General features: G+C 63.3%; 18 protein-coding genes and 1 tRNA gene. 8 read left to right on the plus strand and 11 right to left on the minus strand.

The window, feature by feature from the left end; genetic code table 11:
* Positions 1-408: 408 nt before the first annotated feature.
* Positions 409-1,773, plus strand: a complete 1,365-nt coding sequence (locus NCR38_RS05870) for an 8-oxoguanine deaminase (protein ID WP_250476566.1) — start codon at positions 409-411, stop codon at positions 1,771-1,773.
* A 158-nt stretch (positions 1,774-1,931) separates the two neighbouring features.
* Here NCR38_RS05870 and NCR38_RS05875 read toward each other — a convergent pair whose 3' ends face one another.
* On the minus strand, positions 1,932-2,864 hold the full coding sequence (locus tag NCR38_RS05875) for a LysR substrate-binding domain-containing protein (RefSeq protein ID WP_008349998.1): 933 nt from the start codon (positions 2,862-2,864) through the stop codon (positions 1,932-1,934).
* A 269-nt stretch (positions 2,865-3,133) separates the two neighbouring features.
* Here NCR38_RS05875 and NCR38_RS05880 point away from each other — a divergent pair, with 269 nt between their 5' ends.
* The 4 genes from NCR38_RS05880 (at position 3,134) to NCR38_RS05895 (ending at position 7,958) form a co-directional block, all read left to right on the plus strand.
* On the plus strand, positions 3,134-4,708 hold the full coding sequence (locus tag NCR38_RS05880; RefSeq protein WP_250476567.1) for an ABC transporter ATP-binding protein: 1,575 nt from the start codon (positions 3,134-3,136) through the stop codon (positions 4,706-4,708).
* A 5-nt stretch (positions 4,709-4,713) separates the two neighbouring features.
* Positions 4,714-5,820 carry an ABC transporter permease gene (locus NCR38_RS05885; RefSeq protein WP_061117524.1) on the plus strand — a complete coding sequence of 369 codons (1,107 nt, stop codon included), beginning with the start codon at positions 4,714-4,716 and terminating at the stop codon, positions 5,818-5,820.
* A 14-nt stretch (positions 5,821-5,834) separates the two neighbouring features.
* Positions 5,835-6,764 (plus strand): ABC transporter permease, encoded by a 930-nt coding sequence (locus tag NCR38_RS05890; protein WP_061117523.1) that lies wholly within the window; start codon positions 5,835-5,837, stop codon positions 6,762-6,764.
* Positions 6,765-6,872: 108 nt separating this feature from the next.
* Complete coding sequence (locus NCR38_RS05895) at positions 6,873-7,958, plus strand: BMP family ABC transporter substrate-binding protein (RefSeq protein ID WP_061117522.1); 1,086 nt, start codon at positions 6,873-6,875, stop codon at positions 7,956-7,958.
* 90 nt (positions 7,959-8,048) lie between these two features.
* On the opposite strand, the gene NCR38_RS05900 is transcribed toward NCR38_RS05895, so the two are convergent.
* The 4 genes from NCR38_RS05900 to NCR38_RS05915 all read right to left on the minus strand — a co-directional run bounded on the left by NCR38_RS05900 (position 8,049) and on the right by NCR38_RS05915 (position 11,323).
* On the minus strand, positions 8,049-8,255 hold the full coding sequence (locus NCR38_RS05900; RefSeq protein ID WP_061117521.1) for a dodecin: 207 nt from the start codon (positions 8,253-8,255) through the stop codon (positions 8,049-8,051).
* A 248-nt stretch (positions 8,256-8,503) separates the two neighbouring features.
* Positions 8,504-8,995, minus strand: a complete 492-nt coding sequence (locus NCR38_RS05905; RefSeq protein WP_250476568.1) for a hypothetical protein — start codon at positions 8,993-8,995, stop codon at positions 8,504-8,506.
* Positions 8,996-9,317: 322 nt separating this feature from the next.
* Positions 9,318-9,761, minus strand: a complete 444-nt coding sequence (gene mscL, locus NCR38_RS05910; protein WP_061117519.1) for a large conductance mechanosensitive channel protein MscL — start codon at positions 9,759-9,761, stop codon at positions 9,318-9,320.
* A gap of 176 nt (positions 9,762-9,937) precedes the next feature.
* Positions 9,938-11,323: a DUF2252 domain-containing protein gene (locus NCR38_RS05915; protein ID WP_250476569.1), complete on the minus strand. Its 1,386-nt coding sequence runs from the start codon at positions 11,321-11,323 to the stop codon at positions 9,938-9,940.
* A gap of 258 nt (positions 11,324-11,581) precedes the next feature.
* On the opposite strand from NCR38_RS05915, the gene glgX reads away from it, so the two are divergent.
* Complete coding sequence (glgX, locus tag NCR38_RS05920) at positions 11,582-13,792, plus strand: glycogen debranching protein GlgX (RefSeq protein WP_250476570.1); 2,211 nt, start codon at positions 11,582-11,584, stop codon at positions 13,790-13,792.
* 362 nt (positions 13,793-14,154) lie between these two features.
* Here glgX and NCR38_RS05925 read toward each other — a convergent pair whose 3' ends face one another.
* From NCR38_RS05925 to NCR38_RS34440, 3 genes are all read right to left on the minus strand, one after another.
* On the minus strand, positions 14,155-15,366 hold the full coding sequence (locus NCR38_RS05925) for a lipopolysaccharide assembly protein LapB (RefSeq protein ID WP_250476571.1): 1,212 nt from the start codon (positions 15,364-15,366) through the stop codon (positions 14,155-14,157).
* Between the two features lie 146 nt (positions 15,367-15,512).
* Positions 15,513-16,193 carry a PspA/IM30 family protein gene (locus NCR38_RS05930; protein ID WP_250476578.1) on the minus strand — a complete coding sequence of 227 codons (681 nt, stop codon included), beginning with the start codon at positions 16,191-16,193 and terminating at the stop codon, positions 15,513-15,515.
* Between the two features lie 207 nt (positions 16,194-16,400).
* On the minus strand, positions 16,401-16,808 hold the full coding sequence (locus tag NCR38_RS34440; RefSeq protein WP_250476572.1) for a plasmid mobilization protein: 408 nt from the start codon (positions 16,806-16,808) through the stop codon (positions 16,401-16,403).
* A 489-nt stretch (positions 16,809-17,297) separates the two neighbouring features.
* Here NCR38_RS34440 and NCR38_RS05940 point away from each other — a divergent pair, with 489 nt between their 5' ends.
* Positions 17,298-19,844 carry a penicillin-binding protein 1A gene (locus NCR38_RS05940; protein ID WP_250476573.1) on the plus strand — a complete coding sequence of 849 codons (2,547 nt, stop codon included), beginning with the start codon at positions 17,298-17,300 and terminating at the stop codon, positions 19,842-19,844.
* A gap of 84 nt (positions 19,845-19,928) precedes the next feature.
* Here NCR38_RS05940 and NCR38_RS05945 read toward each other — a convergent pair whose 3' ends face one another.
* The 3 genes from NCR38_RS05945 to NCR38_RS05955 all read right to left on the minus strand — a co-directional run bounded on the left by NCR38_RS05945 (position 19,929) and on the right by NCR38_RS05955 (position 21,225).
* Positions 19,929-20,360, minus strand: a complete 432-nt coding sequence (locus NCR38_RS05945; protein WP_061117513.1) for a copper chaperone PCu(A)C — start codon at positions 20,358-20,360, stop codon at positions 19,929-19,931.
* Between the two features lie 7 nt (positions 20,361-20,367).
* On the minus strand, positions 20,368-20,730 hold the full coding sequence (locus NCR38_RS05950; protein WP_061117629.1) for a copper resistance protein CopC: 363 nt from the start codon (positions 20,728-20,730) through the stop codon (positions 20,368-20,370).
* A gap of 114 nt (positions 20,731-20,844) precedes the next feature.
* Positions 20,845-21,225: a DUF2946 domain-containing protein gene (locus tag NCR38_RS05955; RefSeq protein ID WP_061117512.1), complete on the minus strand. Its 381-nt coding sequence runs from the start codon at positions 21,223-21,225 to the stop codon at positions 20,845-20,847.
* A gap of 185 nt (positions 21,226-21,410) precedes the next feature.
* Here NCR38_RS05955 and NCR38_RS05960 point away from each other — a divergent pair.
* A tRNA-Met gene (locus NCR38_RS05960) sits at positions 21,411-21,487 on the plus strand.
* Positions 21,488-21,598 lie beyond the last annotated feature (111 nt).

Raw genomic sequence — 21,598 nt, forward strand, 5'->3', positions numbered from 1 at the left:
TCTGCGGCGGATCGAGGCTCCACGTCAGTGGCTACATACCCGTCGGCGTTTCAGATGCGCGCCGTGTACAGCATTGTAGGAATTTGAGACGCGCTGTGCGCCCGCGATAGGAAAGATAATGCCCAACGCATGACAGCGGCGCGTAAGCCCTGCGGCAAAGGGTTCGCCGGCGTTTCCGGCGGCTCCCGACGGCTTTTCCGGCGATGCTACCCGCGCCAAAATTCGGGAATATATCGCCGCCGTGAAGACGACTATGACGGCGGCTTGATTGCGTCCGATTTTTTGGTTGCGGACAGTGGCGAAGCGCGCAATATCTGATGCATATTGGCCGCGTCCCGAAGACGGCGGCACACGCTGGGTAACCGGGGCTTTTACTGGTTTCCCTCACCGTCTCTGGAGATAACGCTGATGCCACGCAGTCTTTTGGTCAAGAACGCCCACATGCTCGTCACGATGGATGAGCATCGCCGCGAGATTCGCGACGGCGGCATGTATATCGAAGACAACCGGATCGTCCAGACGGGACCGACGAGCGAGCTTCCGCCATCCGCCGACGAGGTGCTCGACATGCGCGGCCATCTCGTCATTCCGGGCCTCGTCAACACGCACCATCACATGTACCAGAGCCTGACGCGCGCGATTCCCGCGGCGCAGAACGCCGAACTCTTCGGCTGGCTCACGAATCTCTACCGGATCTGGGCGCATCTCACGCCCGAAATGATCGACGTTTCGACCAAGACGGCAATGGCGGAGCTGCTGCTGTCCGGCTGCACGACGTCGAGCGACCATCTGTATATCTATCCGAACGGCAGCCGGCTCGACGACAGCATCGCGGCGGCGCGGGAAATCGGCATGCGTTTTCACGCGGCGCGCGGCAGCATGAGCGTCGGGCAGAAGGATGGCGGCTTGCCGCCCGATTCGGTCGTCGAAAAGGAAGACGCGATTCTGAAGGATTCGCAGCGCCTGATCGAGACGTATCACGACGAGGGCCGCTGCGCGATGCTGCGCGTGGTCGTCGCGCCTTGCTCGCCGTTTTCGGTGAGCCGCGAATTGATGCGCGATTCGGCGCTGCTCGCGCGCGAATACGGCGTGTCGCTGCACACGCATCTGGCCGAGAATGTGAACGATGTTGCGTACAGCCGCGAGAAATTCGGCATGACGCCCGCCGAATATGCGGAGGACCTCGGCTGGGTCGGGCACGACGTATGGCATGCGCACTGCGTGCAGCTCGACAGGGCGGGCATCGAGCTGTTCGCGCGCACGGGCACGGGGGTCGCGCATTGCCCTTGCTCGAACATGCGCCTCGCGTCGGGCATCGCGCCGATCCGCGCGATGCGTGACGCGGGCGTGCCGGTGGGTATCGGCGTGGATGGCTCGGCGTCGAACGATGGTGCGCAGATGGTCGCGGAAGTGCGTCAGGCGCTGCTTTTGCAACGTGTCGGCTTCGGGCCGGACGCAATGACTGCGCGCGAGGCGCTCGAAATCGCGACACTCGGTGGCGCGAAAGTGCTCAATCGCGACGACATCGGTGCGCTCGCGCCCGGCATGGCGGCGGATTTCGTGTCGTTCGACCTGTCGCAGGCGGCGTTTGCAGGCGCGCTGCACGATCCGGTGGCGGCGCTCGTGTTTTGCGCGCCGTCGCAGGTGTCGACGAGTGTCATCGACGGGAAGATCGTGGTGAAGGAAGGGCGGCTGACGACAGTCGATCTGGGCGTGGTGGTGGAGCGCCACAATCGCCTGGCGCGGGGGCTGGTTGAGGCTTCGGGTGTGTGAGGGTCGGCTGCGCGGTGGCTTGACTTGTCTGGTTTGGTTTGCGTTCGTGAAACCTGTCTACGTGTTGGTTATGAGCACTGCGCCCCGCACAGGGGCAGTGCAAATACACCAACACGAACACCAGTTTTCGCGACGATCAAACAAGCGGCAACCACGCCCTAAGGCTGATCGATCAACGACCGCGTCGCTTCCGCGACGAGCCCCCGCAGCCAGCGGACTTCGTCGGAATAATGACAGCGCTCATGCCAGAGCTGGTAATACTGCATCGGCGGGAAATCGAGCGGCGCGGGCACGACCGCGAGGGGCAGGAACCGCGCGTAATGGTCCGCGAAAAGGCGCGTGGTCGTGAAGACGAGATCCGACTTGATCAGCACGTAAGGCGCGAGGTTGAAATACGGCAGCGTGACGACGACATGGCGCTTCAGGCGCTCGCGCGCGAGATGCACGTCGATTGCGCCGCGCTGGCCGACGGAATAGGGCGTCGGCGCGAGATGCGGCGCGTTGAGGTATTGATCGAGCGTAAGCCCGCCGCGCTTGGCGAACGGATGCGTGTTGCTGACAAGACACACGATCTTGTCGACGAACAAGTTTGAGAGATGCAACTGCTCGGGCGGCTCAGGCCAGTTGCCGACGACGATATCGAGCTTGCCGTCCTCGAGCGCGAGTTCGTAATCGAACGCGGGGCCGAGCGAATGGAACTCGAGCGTCGCGTTGGGCGCAGCCTGCCGGAATCGTTCGACGACGGTCGGCACGAACAGCACGTTCAGATAGTCGGGGCAGCCGATGCGATAGCACCGCACGGAGGTCGACGGATCGAAGTTGTGCTGCTGGACCTTGATGCGCTCGATTTCACGCAGCGCGTTCTGCGTGGGCTCGAGCAGGCGCAGACCGTATTCGGTCGGCACCATGCCGGACTTGCCGCGTACCAGCAGCGGGTCGCCGGTGATATCGCGCAGCCGGCGCAAGGCTGCGCTGATGGCGGGTTGCGACTGATTGAGCTTGACGGCCGCACGCGTCACGCTGCGTTCCATCAGAAGGGTATGCAAGACGCGTAACAGATACGTATCGATCGCCTCGCGCTGCTGACTCATGTTATCTCCACTATATGTTCTGGCTGATCGACGCGGGGGTGCGACATATCGTTTTTAATATGACGTGAAAAATTCGTCAAGGTGTGGGATACCCGCAAACACTGGCTTTACCGGCACGCAACACTAATTTTGAGTTATCGACTTAGGGCCCCGAATTCTGTAAATTCTGCCCGCGATATGAGTTCGTGCGACATGACCTGTCTCGCGCTCATGAGCGGTAATCTTTCCAGCCTGGCCTGCTCGGTGGCCGGGCGCATTTCTGGATCTCAATGGGCGACGCCATTTCCACGTCGATGACGCCACCGCGCCTGGCGTTGTCGGGTATCAGCAAACAGTATCCGTCCGTCAAGGCGAACGACGGCGTGAATCTCGTCGTCATGCCGGGGGAAATTCACGCCGTGCTCGGCGAGAACGGCGCGGGCAAGTCCACGCTGATGAAGATCATCTACGGCGCGGTGCGTCCGGACGAAGGCGAGATCCGCTGGCAGGGCCAAGCGGTCGAGATCGGCAGCCCGGCCGCCGCGCGCAAGCTCGGCATCGGCATGGTGTTCCAGCACTTTTCGCTCTTCGAGACGCTGACGGTCGGCGAGAACATCGCGCTCGCGCTCGACGAGAAGTTCGACATGAAGGCGCTGGGCAAACGCATCCGCGACGTCTCAAAGGATTACGGTCTCGATGTCGATCCGCAGCGGCACGTCCACAGCCTGACGGTCGGCGAGCGGCAACGCGTGGAAATCGTGCGATGCCTGCTGCAGAATCCGCGTCTGCTCATCATGGACGAGCCGACCTCGGTGCTCACGCCGCAGGCCGTCCAGAAGCTCTTCAAAGTACTGCGACGCCTCGCCTCTGAAGGTTGCAGCATTCTCTACATCAGCCACAAGCTCGACGAAATTCAGTCGCTCTGCGAAAACGCCACCGTGATGCGAGGCGGGCGCGTGACCGGCAACGTCGATCCGCGCAAGCAGACGCAGGCGTCGCTCGCGCAGCTGATGGTCGGCCATTCGCTGCCCGACTACACGCGGCGCGAGCACAATCCGGGCGACGTGCGGCTCGCGGTGAAGAACCTGTCGGTGGCGAGCCCCGATCCGTTCGGCACGTCGCTGGAGAACGTTTCGTTCGCCGTGCACGCGGGCGAGATCTTCGGTATTGCGGGCGTGTCGGGGAATGGACAGGCGGAGCTGCTCGCGGCGCTCTCGGGCGAGATCCGCGACCGGCACGTCGCGCCCGATGCCGTCTCAATCTGCGGCAAGCCCGCCGCACGTCTGACCGCGGGCGGACGGCGCAGGCTCGGCTTTGCCTTCGTGCCCGAAGAACGCCTCGGGCGCGGCGCGGTTCCGGCGATGTCCCTCGCCGATAACGGTCTGCTCACCGCGCACCGCGAAAACATGGTGCGCGGCGGCTGGATAAAAACTGCGGCGGTGAAATTGTTCGCCGAGCGTTGCATCAAGGCGTTCGACGTGCGCTGCGGCGGCAGCGGTGCGCTCGCGCAGAGCCTGTCGGGCGGGAACTTGCAGAAGTTCATCGTCGGGCGCGAGATTCTTCAGGAGCCGAAGGTGCTCGTGGTCGCGCAGCCGACCTGGGGCGTCGATGTGGGCGCGGCGGGCTTCATTCGTCAGCAACTGCTCGATCTGTCGGCGCGCGGCGTCGCCATCCTCGTCATTTCCGAAGAGCTCGAAGAACTTTTCGACATCTGCGACCGGCTCGCCGTGATCGCGCGCGGCAAGCTCTCGCCGGTGCGCAAGACGAGCGAAACCAACGCGGAGGAGGTCGGCCTCTTCATGGCCGGTCTTTTCGAAGGCAAGACCGCGCCCGCCGCCGAACCCGACTCTCTCTTGAAGCATTAAGCACGATGACCTTTCCTTATCGACTCGAAGCGCGCCCGACGCCCTCGCGCGTCATGCAGCTCGCGGTGCCGGTAGTTGCCGCCGTCGCGACCCTCGTCATCGGCTTTCTGATTTTCAGCCTCGTCGGACAGGACCCGCTGCGCGCGATGCACGCGTTCTTCATCGAGCCGCTTTCCAGCATCAACGGCTGGTCCGAGCTCGTGCTGAAGGCGTCGCCGCTGTGCCTGATCGGGCTCGGACTCGCGGTCGGCTATCGCGCGAATGTGTGGAACATCGGCGCGGAAGGGCAGATGCTGCTCGGCGGAATCGTCGCGGGCGGCATCGCGATTCACGCCGGCGATGCGTCCGGCTGGTGGACGCTGCCGCTGATGATGGCGGGCGGCGTCGTCGGCGGCATGGTGTGGGCGGCGATTCCCGCGCTCCTCAAGAGCCGCTTCAACACCAACGAAATCCTGACGAGCCTGATGCTCACCTACGTCGCGACGCAATTGCTGATCTATCTGGTGAGCGGCCCGTGGCGCGACCCGGAAGGCATGAACTTCCCGATCTCGGCGATGTTCGGCGACGACGCGCTGTTCCCGCGCCTCTACGGCGACTGGCACTGGACGTGGCTCAAGGGCACGCGCATCAATGCGTCGGTGTTTCTGACGGCGATCGCGATTCCGTGCGTGTGGCTCTTCATGCGCAAGAGTTTCGCGGGCTTTCGCATGAACGTCGGCGGTCTCGCGCCGCTCGCCGCGCGCTACGCCGGTTTCTCCGACAAGAAAACGATCTGGACTTCGCTCCTGCTCTCCGGCGGCCTGGCGGGACTCGCCGGCATGGGCGAAGTGGCCGGCCCGATCGGCCAGCTTCAGGCGGGCTGGTCGCCGGGCTACGGCTTCACGGCGATCATCGTCGTGTTCGTGGGACGTCTGCATCCGGTGGGCATCGTGCTCGCCAGCCTGCTGATGGCGCTCTTGTATCTCGGCGGCGAAGCCGTGCAGACCTCGCTGCAATTGCCACAAGCGCTCGCGGGCGTGTTCCAGGGCTTGCTGCTCTTTTGCCTGCTCGGCTGCGATCTGTTCGTGAATTTCCGCATCAAGCGCAGGACGCCTGCGCATCACGCCGCATGACGAGGCAATAAGAAATGGACATCAATCAGGCCAGCAACCTCGCGTCGAGCGCCGTGATCGCCGCCATCCCGCTGATGTACGCGGGCGCGGGCGAACTCGTCGCGGAAAAATCCGGCGTGCTGAATCTCGGCGTCGAAGGAATGATGCTGATGGGCGCCGTCACCGGCTACGCCGTCACGGCGATCACCGGAAGTCCGTGGCTCGGGATCGTCGCGTCCGTGTTCGCGGGACTCGCGATGGCGCTGCTCTTCGGCTTTCTCACCATCACGATGCTCGCCAATCAGGTCGCGACGGGCCTGTCGCTGACGATCTTCGGCATCGGCTTTTCGGCGTATGTCGGCAAGCCTTATACGTCGGCGGCGGTGCGCTCGACCATCGACGTGATGCCGATTCCCGGCCTCGCCAACGTTCCCGTGCTCGGACCCGCGATCTTCTCGCTCACGCCGCTCGGCTATCTCGCGTTCATCATGTTCGCCGTCATCGGCTGGTTTCTCTACAAGACGCGCGCGGGCCTCGTGCTGCGCTCGGTCGGCGAGTCGCCGGCGGTCGCGCATGCGGTGGGCTTTCCGGTCGTCGGCGTGCGCTATGGCGCGACGCTCTTCGGCGGCGCGATGGCCGGCATCGCGGGCGGCTATTACTCGATCGTCTATCTGCATGTCTGGCAGGAACAACTGACTTCGGGTCGCGGCTGGATCGCGCTCGCGCTCGTCGTGTTCGCGACATGGCGCCCCGGCCGCCTGTTGATCGGCGCGCTGCTCTTCGGCGCGGTGATGGCGCTGCAGTTCTACGCACAGGCGATCGGCGTGCCCGTCCCGACGCAATTTCTCGCGATGCTGCCTTATATCGCGACGATCGTCGTCCTCGTGCTCATCTCACGCAACCCGAACACCATCAAGCTCAACGCGCCCGCATCGCTCGGCAAGCCGTTTTTCGCGGCGAGCTGATGCTGTTGTTCTTGCGCAGCATCGCGGTTCCGCTCTCATTTTTGACCGACCACACTGATGCGGGCCTGAAATATCGTTTCACACACAACATCGACCAGGAGAATCACAATGAATAAACCATGGCTGAAGGCGATCACCGCGACGGTCGCATTGTCCGCCACCGTCGCGGCGCTGAGCGCGCAGGCGGCGGATGCGCCGGGCGTCGCGTTCGTCTATCTCGGCAATCCGGGCGATGCGGGGTGGACCTTCGCGCACGATGCGGGCAGCAAGGAAGCCGAAGCGAAGTTCGGCAACAAGATCAAGATCACGCGCGTGGAAAACGTGCCGGAGTCGGCGGATTCGGAACGCGTGTTCCGCGACCTCGCGAACAAGGGCAACAAGGTCATCCTCGCTACGAGCTTCGGCTATCAGGATTTTGCGCTGAAGGTCGCGAAGGATTTCCCGGACACCATCTTCCTGACGGCAACCGGCTTCAAGAAAGCGAAAAACTTCGGCACCTATGACGTGCGCATGTATCAGGGCGCGTATCTGGCCGGCGTCGCCGCGGGCTACGTGACGAAGACCAACACGCTCGGCTTCGTCGCGTCGGTGCCGATTCCGGAAGTCGTGCGCAACATCAACGCCTACACGATGGGCGCGCGCTCCGTGAACCCGAAGGTCCACACGAAGGTCATCTGGATCAACAGCTGGTTCGATCCGGGCAAGGAAAAGCAGGCTGCCGAGACGCTGATCGGCCAGGGCGCCGACGTGCTGCTGCAGAACACGGACTCGAACGCGACGCTCAACACCGCCGCCGAAAAGAAGGTCTTCGCGTTCGGCTGGGATTCGAACATGAAGAAGTTTGGCCCGGGCGCGCATCTGGGCTCGGTGGTCGCGCACTGGGGCGTGTACTACAACTCGGTGATCCAGCAAGTGCTCGACGGCAAGTGGAAAAACGATCCGGTGTGGCTCGGCATTCCGCAGAAGGCCGTGGATCTCGAAGACCTGAACACCGGCGTGATTCCGGCGAAGGCGGTGCAGGCGGTTGCCGCGAAGCGTGACGAACTGCACGCGGGCAAGTGGGATGTGTTCAGCGGTCCGATCAAGGATCAGTCGGGCGCGGAGAAAGTGCCGGCTGGCAAGACGCTGACCGATCCGGAACTGCAGCGCATCAACTGGTATGTCGAGGGCGTTGACGGCTCGCTGCCGAAGTAAGCTCGCGTCTCTACCTTCAGTCCGCGCAATGACGAACCGCGCTTCGTTGCAAAACGAAGCGCGGTTTTTTCATGCGATGCAGCGAGCGGATCAATCGATGCGCAATCCCACCTTGATCGTCACCTGCCAGTGCAGGATCTTGCCGTCCTCGATGTGCCCTCGTGTTTCCACCACTTCGAACCAGTGCATGTTGCGCAGCGTTTTCGACGCCTTGTCCAGCGCGACGCGTACGGCGTCATCGCTCGATTGCGTCGAGGAGCCGGTCAATTCGATCTGCTTGTAGACGTGTTCCGACATGGTGTTCTCCTTGTAGTCCCCAAGGCGATTTCCTCAGGGCATGATGGATCGGGTAGGCAGCTTGCAATCCCGACGCAGCAAGGCACGCGCCATCACGCTTTCGCGCGTGGCTTCCATTAAAGAACACGAAAGCGCGCGGGAGTAGTCGGGGTTTGCGCGAAGCGCCTCGACGCGCAGCCGACGGCACGCCGGGCCTCGTTCACGAGGCCCGCGCGCATCAAAGACACACGGGAAAGGTCAGAGAGGGATCAACGCAGCGGCCGCGATGCGGCATCGCCCGCGTCCTGCCGGCGGGTGCCGCGACGCCTGCGCGCTGACACCGTCGCACCGAATTCGCTCAGGATCTGCGCACGGGCGCGGCTCGCGAACACGAGGAAACCAAAGCCGTTTGCCTCGTACCAGTAGCCGCCGTTCTCCAGTCCGTCGAGCGGCTGCTCGAGCGCATTGGTGATCGATTCGACGCAGCGCCTGTGTAACTCGTCGATGGCCGGGTACGGTGGCTGTGCGCCTCGCACGCTGCACAGAAGGACATCGAGACCGGGCAGAACGTGTGCGTAGAGCACCGGTTCATCCTGGGCGCGAGCCCGGGCGATCTTCGTGTCGAGCTGACCAAATGGCTTGAAATGCCGCAGCACGGCGAGAAAAGACTCGTCGCCATCGGCCTTCACGCGCTTACGCCTTTTCGGGAAGGACATAAAAACTCGCCTGAAAAAGATTTGCAAGAAACGCAGCGTCCTCATGCGGCCACTCCCGTCTTGCGCGCCGCACGTCGATCTTTTATAGCGCATCGATGTGATTAGGTCACGGTGAATCGGGCCATCTCGTCGTGACCGGCAAGGTGCCGGTGCACGTCCGTGGCGCATGATTCGTGCCGATGACCGTTTGGCGGCCCGCTTGGCATCCCTCTGAGCATCTATCCCAATAATAGTCCTGCTGCTACCCGCGCGAACAGCTTTCGTAAAGAAAAAAGCGGGTGGGCGCACCAAGCGAGCGGGGGTGGGCTACCCGGGCAGACCCGCGCGAGCCGCGTGGGTTCAATCTGTTTCGAGCGGGTTTGTCCGGCTAGACGCGCGGCGCGTTCTTGAGTTCGTCGCGAATTTCGCGCAGCAGCAGCACGTCTTCCGGCGTCGCGGGCGGCGGCGTGGCTTCATTGGGCTTGCGCAGATTGTTGATGAACTTGACCATCAGAAAGATGATGAACGCGAGGATGATGAAATTGATCAGCGTCGTGATGAACGAACCGTAGCCGAACACGGCGACACCCGCGGTCTGCAGATCCTTGTACGAATCCGGATTGCCCTTGAAGGTAGGCGGTATCTGACCGAGTCTTACGAAGAGGTTCGAAAAGTCGAGGCCGCCGGTGGCGAGACCGACCACCGGCATGATCAGATCCTTCACGACGGAGTTCACGATCGTCGAGAAAGCGCCGCCGATGATCACACCGACCGCGAGGTCCATGACGTTGCCCTTCAAGGCGAAGTTCTTGAATTCATCGATCATGCTCATGCGCGGCTTCCTCCAGTTTGAGTTAGACGGTTGTGCGGGCCAAAGCGGCAGCAAGGGCTATGCCATTGAAAAGCCCGCGAAACATGCGGCAAAGTGCGTTCCATTGCGGGCTCCGACAATGATAGTCAATTCGACTGCGGACCGCCCGCGCGCTGAGAATCGCGCCCGTTCGACCGTCAGGCGGCCGGGACGCGGCCCACGCTGATCGCCGCGCAAAAGGCGGCGTGATCGGCGACCGTCTGTGCGCCGTAGCGCTCGGCCCAGGTCGCGTACGCGGCATCCAGGCGATCCGAATTGCCGCAATAGCCCGCGATGAGCGCGGCGTCTCCCGTGCGCGCGTGGGCGCGGGCGAGCAGGAGGCCGAGACACCACGCGTAGAAATCGAACGTGGCGCCGTGCAGCCAGTCCATCGGAATCGAGCCGCGGATCTGCTTCATCTGTCGTACGTAGAAATCGCGGCCGGAGATGGTCGTCCAGCCGAGCAGCGCGTCCGACGAACTCTGCAAGAGCCGCTGGCCATGCACGACGCGCCGTCCCTGGTGCCGATACGGCTCCTCGAGCGGCGGCACGAACGGCGCGGCGGCGGGCACGATGCCTTCCTTGACCTGAATGAAAAGCGGATCGCCGAGCGCGCGGCTCAGCATCAGCACGAGATACGCGCGCGTGCCGACGCTGCCCACGCCGACGACGCGATGCGCGACATCCACGACGTCGTATCGCTCGAGCATCATGCGCCATTCGCCCGCGATGGTCTGCAGATACGCCTTCAGGCCGTCGATCACATGATTTTTCTCGGCGGCGTCGAGGCTCGTGAGGATCGGCGGATCGACCTTGAAGCGATAGCTCTTGCCGACCGGTTCCGCGACTTTCGCGAGCATGGTCGCGTGCGAGCGCTTCATCGCACGCTCGACGGTCTTTTCGATGGTCGCTTTTTCTTCGGCGTTAAGCTTCGTCGGGGCGTCCATGTGCAGCGCGCTCGCGTAGGAGCGCATCTGCCAGAGATCGTAAGGGCTCACTTGCCAGAGGCCGGCCATCGTCGTGCGATACGCCAAGCAGGCCGAGCGCACCGCGCGCTCGCGCCCCGCGGCGTCCACGCCGTTCTCGCGCGCCGCGACGTTGATGCTCGCCGTCAGGCGCTTCAGATCCCACTCCCACGGGCCGACGAGCGTTTCATCGAAATCGTTCAGATCGAACACCACGTCCTGGCGCGGCGTGCGAAAGAGGCCGAAATTGTTGACATGCGCATCGCCGTCGATGATCACGTTGTGCCCGATCGACGGCGACTTCGCCAGATCCCACGCCATCACGGTCGCGGAGCCGCGCAGGAAGGCGAACGGCGACTCGGCCATACGCTGCATGCGTAGCGGAATGAGCCGCTCCTGCCGGCCCGCGTTGCCTGCGAGTACGCGCTCGACCGGGTCGGGCCGGTCGGGCTCGGGCGACCACGCGCCGTGGGCCTCGAACGGAACGGCGTCGCGCAGCGCGCGGCCGGCCCCGCGGCTGTCTTCGGCTGTGCCGTTGATCGGGGAAATCGACATGGCGGGACCTGGGCGTGTGGACAAGGCGTGTTCTCCTGCTGCGATGGGCGGGTGTGTCGAACGTCATTCGGGCGCCGAGCATTTCGCGCTCCGGTAAGCGAACGTTTTACACGCGGGGCGGTGGGCGCGTAACGCTTCGGACGTTGCAGCCAATCCGAAGCGAGCCGCGCGCCGAATCAGCGCATGGGCACGCTAAATGCTCCTTACGATCCGTTGGAAGCCCCGCAATGCCCACGCACGATCCCGACGCACCGCGTGTCAACCACTCGAACACATCATCTCATGCCGAAAGAACTCCGCATTGCTGAAGGCTCCCCGTTTCCGCTCGGCGCGAGCTGGGACGGAACGGGCGTCAATTTCGCGCTTTTCTCCGCGAACGCGACCAAGGTCGAACTATGCCTCTTCGACGAGAAGGGCGAGAAGGAAACGCAGCGTATCGAGCTGCCCGAATATACCGACGAAGTCTGGCACGTTTATGTGCACGGGCTCGAACCCGGCACGGTGTACGGCTACCGCGTGCACGGTCCATACGAACCGGAAGCCGGACATCGCTTCAACCCGAACAAGCTGTTGCTCGATCCCTATGCGAAGGCGCACGTCGGCACGCTTAAATGGGACCCGGCGTTGTTCGGCTACACGCTCGACGCCGAAGGCGACGATCTCACCTTCGACGAACGCGACAGCGCGCCTTTCATGCAGAAGTGCCAGGTCGTCGATCAGACTTTTAGCTGGACCCATGCGACGCGCGTGCGCGTGCCGTGGGAGCACACGATCTTCTACGAGACCCACGTGCGCGGCTACACGAAGCTGCATCCGGCGATTCCGGAGCACATGCGCGGCACCTTCGAAGGGCTCGGGCAGGAAGAGGTCGTCGAATACATCAAGAGCCTCGGCGTGACGTCGGTGGAACTGATGCCGATTCACGCGTTCGTCAACGACAGTTACCTGCTCGACAAGGGTCTCACGAATTACTGGGGCTACAACACGATCGGCTTTTTCGCCGCCGATCCGCGCTATTTCGCGCGCGGGCCGGGCGCCGTCGCCGAGTTCAAGGAGATGGTCGACCGGCTGCATGAAGCCGGCCTCGAAGTGATCCTCGACGTCGTGTACAACCACACCGCCGAAGGCAACGAGCGCGGGCCGACGCTGTCGTTCCGCGGCATCGACAATGCGTCGTACTATCGGCTGATGCCGGAAGAGACGCGCTACTACATCAACGATACCGGCACGGGCAACACGCTCAATCTCTCGCATCCGCGCGTGCTGCAGATGGTCACCGACAGCCTGCGCTACTGGGTGACGGAGATGAATGTCGACGGCTTCCGCTTCGACCTTGCGACGATTCTCGGCCGCGAGCCGTACGGCTTCGACGAAGGCGGCGGCTTTCTCGACAGTTGCCGGCAGGACCCGATTCTCTCGAGCGTCAAGCTCATCGCGGAGCCCTGGGATTGCGGGCCGGGCGGCTATCAGGTCGGCGGCTTTCCGCCGGGCTGGGCGGAATGGAACGATCGCTATCGCGACACGGTGCGCGAATTCTGGAAGGGCGACGAGGGCGTCGCGCCGGAGCTCGGGACGCGGATCACCGCGTCGGGCGACAAGTTCAACAAGCGCGGACGCAGGCCGTGGGCGAGCGTCAACTTCATCACGGCGCACGACGGCTTCACGCTGAACGATCTCGTGTCGTACAACGAAAAGCACAACGAGGCGAACGGCGAGGACAACAACGACGGCCACTCGGACAACAAGTCGTGGAACTGCGGCGCCGAAGGCCCGACCGACGATGTGGAAATCCGCACGCTGCGCGAGCGCCAGAAACGCAACATGCTCGCGACGCTGCTGTTCTCGCAAGGCACGCCGATGCTGCTCGCGGGCGACGAGTTCGGCCGCACGCAGAAGGGCAACAACAATGCGTACTGCCAGGACAACGAAATCAGCTGGGTGAATTGGGAAATCGATGACGATGGCCGCGCGCTCACCGAGTTCGTGCGCAAGCTCACGACGCTGCGCCACACGCTGCCGGTGCTGCGCCGCCAGCGCTTCCTCACGGGCGAGTACAACGCCGACTTGCAGGTGGCCGACGTCAGATGGCTCGGTACGACCGGCGACGAACTCACGCAGGAACAATGGGACGATCCGAACATGCGCTGCTTCGGCGTCGTCTTCGACGGCCGCGCGCGGGCGTCAGGCATCCGCAAGCCGGCATCGGACGCGACGCTGTTGCTCATCGTGAACGCGTATCACGACGTGGTCGATTTCACGCTGCCGGACATCCCGGGTCCGGACGAGTGGATTTGTCTGATCGACACGAACGCGCCGATCCGTGAGGAGTTGCCCGAGTTCGGCTCGGACGACGTATATCAGGTGACGGGCCGCTCGTTGCTGTTGTTCGCGCTTCAGCCGCGCGGCGCAACGAAGCGAATCTTTGACCGACTGGAGGAGGCGCTGACCGACGAAGCACCGCCCGAAAGCGAGGAGAAGAAAGCGCAGGGGTGAAGCTCGACTCGGCGGGCCGCCATGCCCGACCGGGTATCATGCGATTTTTGCGACAGGCACAGGAGGCGGCGAGAGCCGCCTTCTTTTTTCCACGATGGATGTTTCATTCAAGCATGAACGCGCGCTCGTCGAAGGCCGCGCGACGCCGACGGCATGATCCTCCGCGCCATCCTGCACGTCGCGAGCTGGGATCAGCTCGAGCGCATCTGGGAGTTCATCGTCGGCTTCTTCAGGTTTCTGTGGGGCCTGCTGCGCTTTCTCGGCGGCGGGTGACGCGCTGACTTCTGCGCGCCGGTTCTTCAAGTCAGAACGAAAAAGGGCCCCGCGAAAACGGGGCCCTCATTGATGCGTGCGTGGCAAGGTCAGGAGTCGCGCCAGTTGTCGTCGTTGCTGCCGAGATCGAGCCCGCCGCCGCCGCTGCCGTCGTTCCAGTCGTTCGACCCGTTGCCGAGATCGAGGCCGCCGCCGCTGTTGTTGCCGAAATCCAGTCCGCCGTTATCGTTCTGCGGCGGACGATCGACGGGCACCTCGCGCTCGATCACGCGATCGCGTCCATGTGACAACGCTTCGCCGAGCAGTACGCCGGTGAGCAGGCCTCCCATGCCGCCGGCGAAACCGCCGCCGCCTTGCTGAATGATGACGGGCGGCTGCTGCTGCCCCTGCTGGGGCGGATAAGGCGGATAAGGCCCTTGCTGCGGATACTGCTGGCCGCGCCCGAAACGCTCGGCTTCCTGCGCATAGGGCGAGCCGTTCGGCGCGCCCGGCTGAGCGTTGTTGCCAACGTTCGGATCGGGACGGCCCTCGGCACGGGCCTTCAGGCTCGCGACCTGATTTTCCAGATCTTCGATCGCATACGGCGGCACCGGATTCTTCGAGTTCGATAGCGACTCGACCATCTCGCGCAGTTGAGTCTCGGCGCCTTCGACGTCTCTCAGCAGCGCTTCGTGACCGGGCGCAGTAGACAGCCGTACATCGAGCTTGAGCGTGCGCACGTCGTTGAGCAGTTCGGTCGCGCGCTTCATCTGCGAGCGGCGGTCGTTTTCGGCCTGACCGTCGTCGCGTGCGCGGGCGCGTCGCAAGCCCCAGCGCAGCACGAGCGCGATCGCCGCGATCAGCAGCGCCAAACCGATCCACGCGCCCATGCCGATGCCGTGCTTTTGCGGTGCCGCGGCGGCCTGATCCTGATTGAAGGGATTCTGCGCGCTCGATGTAGTCGTGCCGTTGCTCGAGCGCGGCGAGATGCTGGCGCGCGTCGCATCGGCCTGAATGCGGGCTTGCGTGGCGGCGAAGCGCGACGGATCCGTGAAGCTCAGGGAAGGATCGAGCGATTTCGCCTGTTGAAGATGCGAAAGAGCATCGCTGTAACGGCCTTCGCGGTCGAGCACCTGCGCATAGAGATAGTGCGCATGCGCATTCTTCGGATGCGCGCCAAGCACTTCGCTCAACTGGGAGTCGGCCTGTTGCCAGTTGCCTTGCGTCATCGACTGCTCTACCTGCTGCGCGGTCGGCACGGCGAACGCGAGCGGGGAAGCAAGCGACAGCGACAACGCCAGAGCCGTCAAAGTCTTTTTCATGATGCGGGCCGGACGCGATGAACGTCCGTCTCCTGTCGATGCTGCGAACGAGTGATGCAAGTGGTGATACTCAAAGTAGCGCATGTTCGTGCAACGCGTCGCGAACCCAGGAGTTCGCCATGCGTCGACGCCTTCAACACCAGCACTTATTGCGCCGGCGTATTCAACTGCTTCTTCAGCGCCTCGAGACGATCCTCGACCGAAGGCCCGCGATTGAGTTCCGCGAGTTTGTCGTCGAGCGCCTTGCCGGATTTCTGGTCCGCCGAATTCAGACGCGCGTCCGAGCGGGCGTTGGCGAGCTGAACCTTGTCTTCGAGCTTCTGAAAGTCCTCTGAAAGATTTTTTCCGCCGATGCCGCCCAGCGCCGTCGCCGCGGTGTCCTTCGCCTGCGCGATCTGCTGCTTTGCCTGAAGAATATTGGAACGCGCGTTGAGATCGTTGCGGCGCTGACGCATGTCCGCGATCTGCTTTTTCAGATGCTCGACCGAAGGCTCCAGCGTCTGCAGTTCCGCCGCGAGCGCGTCGCGTTCGGATTCGGCGTTCGCCTGCGCCGCGAGTGCTTCGCGCGCGAGTCCTTCATCGCCTGTCTGCAGTGCGCGCTTCGCACCGTCGCCGTACTTCTTCGCCTTGTCGGCGGCGGCGTCGCGCTTGCTTTGCTGCGTCGCGACCTGCGCTTCTATCTCGATGAGCGAGTTCTCCGCCTTCGCGATGCTGTCGTCGAGCTCGCGCACGATCTGGCGCGCGTCGCGCGAAGGGTCCTGCATGGTATCGGCGGCGTCGTTCAAGAGGCCTCTGACGGTGCGCGTGATGGAATCGAAAAGCGACATGTATTTCTCCTGGATGAAGACGGCGGCGTGCGCGCTCATCAGCGTGCCACGCGGCTCGAATGTGAGGCGCAACGCGCGGGATTGCAAGCGGCGTGAGCCTTGCGTTCACGCCGGGTTTACCCGCTCATTAAATCATGCCGTGACTTAATCGGGCCTTAACGGAAGGTTAAGGAGTGTAACGACGCGCGCGGCCGCAGCGGGGCAGAGCTAGCGTTCGGAACGCGTGTCGTCCGTCAGGGAGGCATCGTCGTCGTGATCGGTGTCGTGCACGACTTCATCTTCGGCTAAAGCGGGGTCAGGAAGGGGCTCGGTGACGGTGCGCGCCTGCGCGGCGCGCTTGGTCGCGCTCGCCGCAGCTTCCCGGGCTTCTCGCGCGGCTGCTTTCGCGGCGACGCTTTTCAGCGCGGCGTTGAGCGGATCGGGGGCCTTCGGCGCACGCAGACGATCGACGATGCCAGCCACCTTGATCTGCTCGCTCGTCGCGTTGAAGTTCAGCACCGCGCGTCGCATGAGCTCGCTCACGCTGATGCCGAGGGTGTCCGCTGTATTGCTGATGGCCAGCTTCTGCGCGGGAGTCACGAAAACAACGATGCGTTCGCTGGGTTTGGTCGTCATGAGCGGCTCGCAAACAGTAAGGCGATCGTATGGAAAGATCGCGGCTTCGGTTCATCAAACGGCACGACATCTATATCTCAGGCACGCCCGAGTGGTTGCGGGGAACCCGCGATCCACTCAACCATCATATCGGTTTGCGCGCCGGCCGTGCGTGTGAGCCACCTCGCATCGCACGCGTTTGAGCGTCGCGCAAAAACGGCGCGCGATCAACAACTTGGATATTTTCTCATACGGTTGTCCACAAGGCTCTCAACACTTTCTGTGGGTAACCCGACATACGCAGGCGTTCGCCAGGCGCGCGGCATTTACTTACAAAAAATTCCCGCTGGTTTTGTAGGGGCGCGCACGAATTCTTTAAAATGGGCAGTTATTCTCGGTCGAAACCGGCCCCATTCGTTCGTCCCGTCTTTGCAGTAGCGCCGAGGCTTCGGCGCGTCGCATCGCAGCCCGGCAGCGCGCGCGCTTCAAGGCACGCTGAACAAACCACACATGCCTATCATCAAACGACCCGACTCATCGAAGTCTTCGCGATACGATCGCGAGCCCCGCTGGAACGACTCTCGCAACGACTCACGCAATGACTCGGGCGGCCGCGACGGCGGCGGACGCAACGGCGGAAATGGCCGCGGCGGCCGCAACGATCGTAACGGCGACGGGCGAGGGCGTTCGCCCTTCGCGCGCATCGCGCTCTGGTTTGCGGGCCTCGCCGCGATCGGCGTGGTGATTGGCGCGCTCATCGTCGGTTATGCGCTCGTCGTCATGGGGCCGAACCTGCCGTCGCTCAATGCGCTCATCGACTATCGGCCGAAGGTGCCGCTGCGCGTCTACACCGCGGATCACGTGCTGATCGGCGAGTTCGGCGAGGAACGGCGCAGCCTCGTGCGCTTCCAGGACATTCCCGACCAGATGAAGAAGGCCGTCCTCGCGATCGAGGATTACCGCTTCTACGATCATGGCGGCGTCGACTTCGTCGGGATTCTGCGCGCGGGCGTGACCGATCTGACGCACGGCGGCGCATCGCAGGGCGCGAGCACGATCACGATGCAGGTCGCGCGCAACTTCTTCCTGTCAAGCGAGAAGACCTACACGCGCAAGATCTACGAGATGCTGCTCGCGTACAAGATCGAGCGCGCGCTGACGAAAGATCAGATCCTCGAGCTGTACATGAACCAGATTTATCTCGGCGAGCGCGCCTACGGGTTTTCGGCTGCGGCGCGCGTGTACTTCGGCAAGGATCTGAAGGACATCACGCTCGCCGAAGCGGCGATGCTCGCGGGCCTGCCGAAAGCGCCGTCTGCGTATAACCCGGTCGTCAATCCGAAGCGCGCGAAGGTGCGCCAGCAATACATTCTCAAGCGCATGCTGGACCTCAACTTCATCACGCGCGAGCAGTACGATCAGGCGATCGCCGAGGATATTCGCACGAAGTCCGCGGGCACCGAGTACGGCGTGCATGCGGAATACGTCGCGGAAATGGTGCGGCAGATGATGTACGCGCAGTACAAGGAAGAGACCTATACGCGCGGCCTCACGGTGACGACGACCATCGATTCCGCCGATCAGGACGCCGCCTACAAGGCCGTGCGCAAGGGCGTGATGGATTACGAGCGCCGGCATGGCTATCGTGGCCCGGAGGGCAACATCAATCTGCCGTCGAACGCGGACGACCGCGCCGAGGCGATCGAAGACGCGCTCGTCGAACATCCGGACAACGGCGAGCTCGTTGCGGCGGTCGTGACGAGCGCGAGCCCGAAGCAGGTGACGGCGCAGTTCGTCGGCGGCGATACCGCGACCATTTCCGGCGAAGGCGTGCGCTTTGTGGCGGCGGGGCTGCGCAGCAACGCGACGAAGGCGCTTGCGATCAAGCCGGGCTCGATCGTGCGTCTCGCGAAGGACGACAAGGGCAACTGGCAGCTCACGCAACTGCCGCAGGTCGAGGGCGCGCTCGTGTCGATGACGCCGCAGGACGGTGCGATCCGCGCGCTCGTCGGCGGCTTCGACTTCAACAAGAACAAGTTCAATCACGTCACGCAGGCTTGGCGCCAGCCGGGCTCGAGCTTCAAGCCGTTCATCTATTCGGCGGCGCTCGACAAGGGTCTCGGACCGGCGACCATCATCAACGATGCGCCGCTGTACTTCCCCGCGGCCGGCGGCGGCGACGCGTGGGAACCGAAGGACGACGACCAGCCGGACGGCCCGATGTCGATGCGCACCGGCCTGCAGAAGTCGAAGAACCTGGTGTCGATCCGCATCCTGTCGTATATCGGCACGGGCTACGCGCAGGACTTCGTCACCCAGAAGTTCGGCTTCGACAAGGACAAGACGCCGCCTTATCTGCCGCTTGCGCTCGGCGCCGGGCTCGTCACGCCTTTGCAACTGAGCGGCGCGTATTCGGTGTTTGCGAACGGCGGCTATCGCATCAATCCTTATCTCATCGCCGATGTCGCCGATGCGCGCGGCACCGTGATCTCGCGCGCGAATCCGCTCACGGCCGGCAGCAACGCACCGCAGACGCTCGAGCCGCGCAACGCGTACATCATGAACAGCCTGCTGCATACGGTCGCGACGCAGGGCACGGGCTCGGGCACCAACGTCCTGAAGCGCAACGACCTGCAAGGCAAGACCGGCACGACCAACGACGCGAAGGATGGCTGGTTCGCCGGGTATCAGAAGCAACTCGTCGCGGTCGCGTGGATGGGCTATGACCAGCCCAAGACGCTCGGCAGCCGCGAGTTCGGCGCGCAGCTCGCGCTGCCGATCTGGGTCGAATACATGGGACGCGCGCTGCGGGGGATTCCGCAGGAGCAGATGGCGAAGCCCGATGGCATTACGACTGTCGACGGCGAGTTGTTCTATGCCGACCGCACGCCGGGCGCCGGCTTCGTCGCGAGCATCGGACTGGATAACACCAACCCCATGGCGAGCGATGCGACCACGATGGGCGGCGTGGGACCGGCCGGCATGCAGGCGCCCCCAACGCCGCAAGTCACGACCGACGAACGCAAGCAGATCATGGACATGTTCAGCAGGCCGTGAAGTAATGCTGTGTAGCCGCTAAAAAAGCGCGCCGGGCTGGAAATCCGGCGCGCTTTGTTTTTAAGAAGCGTGAGCTGCGTGATCTCAATGACCGACCGTCGCCGGCGACTTCACTTCGCAGTTCGCGTTGAGCGTGGATTTGTCCGCGAACGAAAGGGTGAGGGGAATCGTCGAGCCTACCTTGAGCGGCTTGCCGGGTTCTTCGAGCATCAGGTGATAGCCCTTGGGCGCGAAGCTCAGCGTGCCGTGCGGGGGGACGTCGACCGAGTCGACCGGCGACATCGTCGCCGTGCCGTTTTTACTCTCGGACTTGTGCATCATCGCCATGCCGAAGGCGGGGGTCTCGGCGGCCGTGAGTGTGGCGGGCTTGTCGCCGTTATTCGTAACGATGAAGTAGCCCGATGATGGCAGGTTCGGCGGCATCGCGCGAATCCAGCAATCGCGGGCTTCGAGCGTGGCGGCCTGGGCGAACGATGCGCAGGCGAGCGTGCCCACGAGTACAGCGATTTTTTTCATATTGTCCTCACTTGACGGTGAAGTTGTAGTGACCTTGCGTCCGATGACCGTCCGCCGCGACAGCGGTCCATTGCACTTCGTAGACGCCCGGCGCGAGATCGGGAAGCGCGACGCTCATGTGCTTTTTGTTGCCGGCATCGACGGTGGAGCTCGCGGTGTTGACCTGCGTGCCGCGCGCATTGGTGACGATGAGCTTGCTGAAGGTCGGCTCGAGCGCCTCCCCGAAGTCGATCGCGACTTCGTGCGGCCCACTGACGGTCGCGCCGGGGCCGGGCTGTTGCAGCTTAGGCAATGCGTGCGCGAACGCGAGTTGCGTCGAGCCGAAGAACGCCAGCGCGAGCGCGCCCCGCCTGAACGATGATGAAAGCATGATGGTTCCTTGCGTGCTCGAAGCAGTCGACGCTTCGGGCGATATTTGCTGCATGCGAATGAAAGACTTCTCTCGCGCTGTGCGATGGACGAAGCCCGTGCATGGGAAATTGATTCAGGCGAAAGCGGGCGGGGCGCGCGGTTGCGCAGCGTTGACCAACTCGCGTCGCGGCGCATCCGTGAGCGGGGCGGAAGGGAATACATCGCGTGGTGAAAACGCGGAGAAAGCTCGATCGAGCGATACCGGCGGCGTTGGCGCGTGCGCGATGAGATCGCAATAAGCGCATGCCTGAAGATGATCGGCGACGTGGTGGTTCGCTGGATGCGAATCGCGCGATGCCTGCGCATCGGATGCGCACACGGAAGCGAGCAGCGATTCGATGCGCGCATGTTCGAACGCCTGCGATGCGACGGGCGCGAGCGAGAGCAGCAGGATCGCGCATATCGCCGCGAACCCGCTGATCTTTCCGATGATGCCCCGACGCAAGTGATGCATGCCGCGTTTGATCCGTTGTCGATATGGAGACCATGACGAACGGACGATTATGCCACGCGTGTTTCCATGGCTTCGCTTCGACGCGAGACGCTGCGACGCAGCTTCGTTTCTTCTTTTTGGAAGATCGAAGCAAACGGGGTATTGCGGCAAACTAAGCGAGGACTTATAATCTTTTCTTCGACGGACGCGGGGTGGAGCAGTCTGGCAGCTCGTCGGGCTCATAACCCGAAGGTCGTAGGTTCAAATCCTACCCCCGCAACCAACACCGTCCAGCATTACTCAAAAAGCCCGGTCAATGAACTGACCCCGCAAAGTTGGACAGGTTTGGGCTAAGGCCGTGAGGGCTGAGTTCTGTACATTACAGGACTCAGCC

The organism is Caballeronia sp. INML1, from assembly GCF_023631085.1.
Taxonomy (GTDB): Bacteria; Pseudomonadota; Gammaproteobacteria; order Burkholderiales; family Burkholderiaceae; genus Caballeronia; species Caballeronia turbans.

What these genes read in the sequence shown, in the direction of transcription:
- NCR38_RS05955 (WP_061117512.1), bottom strand. Translation starts at nt 21,225, where the DNA reads ATGCATCACTTGCGTCGGGGCATCATCGGAAAGATCAGCGGGTTCGCG.
- NCR38_RS05940 (WP_250476573.1), top strand. Translation starts at nt 17,298, where the DNA reads ATGCCTATCATCAAACGACCCGACTCATCGAAGTCTTCGCGATACGAT.
- glgX (WP_250476570.1), top strand. Translation starts at nt 11,582, where the DNA reads ATGCCGAAAGAACTCCGCATTGCTGAAGGCTCCCCGTTTCCGCTCGGC.
- NCR38_RS05950 (WP_061117629.1), bottom strand. Translation starts at nt 20,730, where the DNA reads ATGCTTTCATCATCGTTCAGGCGGGGCGCGCTCGCGCTGGCGTTCTTC.
- NCR38_RS05870 (WP_250476566.1), top strand. Translation starts at nt 409, where the DNA reads ATGCCACGCAGTCTTTTGGTCAAGAACGCCCACATGCTCGTCACGATG.
- NCR38_RS05875 (WP_008349998.1), bottom strand. Translation starts at nt 2,864, where the DNA reads ATGAGTCAGCAGCGCGAGGCGATCGATACGTATCTGTTACGCGTCTTG.
- NCR38_RS05925 (WP_250476571.1), bottom strand. Translation starts at nt 15,366, where the DNA reads ATGAAAAAGACTTTGACGGCTCTGGCGTTGTCGCTGTCGCTTGCTTCC.
- NCR38_RS05885 (WP_061117524.1), top strand. Translation starts at nt 4,714, where the DNA reads ATGACCTTTCCTTATCGACTCGAAGCGCGCCCGACGCCCTCGCGCGTC.
- mscL (WP_061117519.1), bottom strand. Translation starts at nt 9,761, where the DNA reads ATGAGCATGATCGATGAATTCAAGAACTTCGCCTTGAAGGGCAACGTC.
- NCR38_RS05930 (WP_250476578.1), bottom strand. Translation starts at nt 16,193, where the DNA reads ATGTCGCTTTTCGATTCCATCACGCGCACCGTCAGAGGCCTCTTGAAC.
- NCR38_RS05945 (WP_061117513.1), bottom strand. Translation starts at nt 20,360, where the DNA reads ATGAAAAAAATCGCTGTACTCGTGGGCACGCTCGCCTGCGCATCGTTC.
- NCR38_RS05905 (WP_250476568.1), bottom strand. Translation starts at nt 8,995, where the DNA reads ATGAGGACGCTGCGTTTCTTGCAAATCTTTTTCAGGCGAGTTTTTATG.
- NCR38_RS34440 (WP_250476572.1), bottom strand. Translation starts at nt 16,808, where the DNA reads ATGACGACCAAACCCAGCGAACGCATCGTTGTTTTCGTGACTCCCGCG.
- NCR38_RS05880 (WP_250476567.1), top strand. Translation starts at nt 3,134, where the DNA reads ATGGGCGACGCCATTTCCACGTCGATGACGCCACCGCGCCTGGCGTTG.
- NCR38_RS05900 (WP_061117521.1), bottom strand. Translation starts at nt 8,255, where the DNA reads ATGTCGGAACACGTCTACAAGCAGATCGAATTGACCGGCTCCTCGACG.
- NCR38_RS05895 (WP_061117522.1), top strand. Translation starts at nt 6,873, where the DNA reads ATGAATAAACCATGGCTGAAGGCGATCACCGCGACGGTCGCATTGTCC.
- NCR38_RS05890 (WP_061117523.1), top strand. Translation starts at nt 5,835, where the DNA reads ATGGACATCAATCAGGCCAGCAACCTCGCGTCGAGCGCCGTGATCGCC.